Annotated in this window: 1 protein-coding gene and 1 pseudogene; both read right to left on the bottom strand. The window is 62.9% G+C overall.

Going from position 1 to position 1,624, the window contains the following annotated elements; translation table 11 throughout:
• Window positions 1-613 (bottom strand): annotated as a pseudogene (locus WBV42_RS20345) (efflux RND transporter permease subunit); the annotation flags it as partial.
• 6 nt (window positions 614-619) lie between these two features.
• Window positions 620-1,624 (bottom strand): COG1361 S-layer family protein (locus WBV42_RS20350; RefSeq protein WP_423987652.1); only part of this gene is annotated, 1,005 nt, incomplete at its 5' end.

Consider the following 1,624-nt stretch of genomic DNA (forward strand, 5'->3'; position numbering starts at 1 on the left):
GCGTGAGCGGGTCGTTCGCGCTCGATTCGGCACCCGCTTGCTGTGAGAGTCCGCGCGGAATTCGATGGTCGACGACGCCGATCGTCGCCGAGGCCGAGGCCGCCCGTGGATTGAAGTCCTTGCTCAGGAGGGTTCGAAAACCGGGCGTTCCCGAGGCCCGCCGAACGGCGATTTCGATCTCCGTCGGCGTCGCCTGCCGAACGGTTCGCACCTGTGCTTCGAGCGTCGTCGCGGTCGGGTCGATGGTTCGTGCCACGATGCTCGCGGCGCTCGTCGTCGAGGAAACCCGGAGATCGGTCCGCTGTTCGAGTCGATATTGGGCCTCCAACATCGCCAGCAGTTCGGGTTTCGAGAGCACGTTCCGGCCGGTTTGAATGAGCTGTGTGCTCCCGTTTTCCGCCGCGAATGGTGGCGTGAACTCGCGGTTGACGGCGTCGAACGCCTCCTGTGCGGGGCTGTTTTCGGTGAACTGACTCGTCCCGGATTCGGTCGAGATTCGGACAAGCCCGACACCCAAGACGGCGGTTAGGACGAGAAAGACGAGCAGAACGGTCTTCGACCGCTCGGCGATCCACACGTCGAGCCAGTCGATAACGCGTTGATAGTCCACCATTGGGGGTCACCGCCTGCGCAGGACGAATACGGCCACGAGAACGAGGAGTACCGCGATGCCGAGGAGGACGAGAATCCCGTTCGAACCGCTCACGAACGACAGGACGCCACCGCGTTCCGGTGACGTCACTCGAACGGGAACCGAGTACGTGTCGGTGAGTTTCGTCTCGCCGTCCGGCGTGTCGTACTGGAAATCGACCGACGCCGGGTACGTGTTCGGGAGCGTCCCCCCGTCGGCACCGATGTCGAACCGGATCGTCGCCGACTGATTCGGTTCCAGTTTCGGGATGAACGCCTCGTTGTCGTTGACGGTCAACGGACTGTCCACGAACGCCTGTGCGTCGATGTTCCGCAGGGTTTCGTTCCGGTTGTTCGTGACGACGAGCGATATCGTCCCCGTCGAACCGGCCTCGACCGACGCCCGGTTCGCATCGATCCGGAACTCGTCCTTCCGGGGGTGGACGTTGATTTGTGCATCGAGCGATTTGCTCTGCCTCGGGTCGCCGTCCTGATTCTGATAGCGCACGACGAACGAGAGCTGTCGCGGACCGCGGTCGGCGGTGTCGCTCACGTCGATACGGAAGTCGAACGGTTTCGATTCGCCGCTATCGAGCGTCCCGAGCGCGTACTCCGTCTCGGTCGGTGAGAACGTGGTGTTCCCGCGCTGAGGTGCGAGAACGAGGACGGCGTTCGGGGCGCGCTGTGGTCCTTCGTTGGTCACGGTACCGGAGACGAACCCCTGCTGTCCCACCCGCAAGGTGCTGTGCAAGTTCCCCACCGAAAACGATTGTTCGGGGTCGGGAATGATGCCGACGAGATGGGGATTCGTTTGATTCCGGCTTCCGTTCTCCCGATAGGAGATCGAGAGGCTGAACGGGTAGTTACCGCCGACCGTGTCGTTGCTCGCCGTGACGCGATACTGGAACGTTCGCCGCTCGTTGGACGACCACCGACTGACGAACTGGCTGGCGTTCGGCGACCGTCCCAAACTGAGTTGCTCGTTCGACGACTG

Origin of the sequence: Haladaptatus sp., assembly GCF_049589095.1 — an archaeon.
In the GTDB taxonomy this organism is placed as follows: Archaea; Halobacteriota; Halobacteria; order Halobacteriales; family Haladaptataceae; genus Haladaptatus.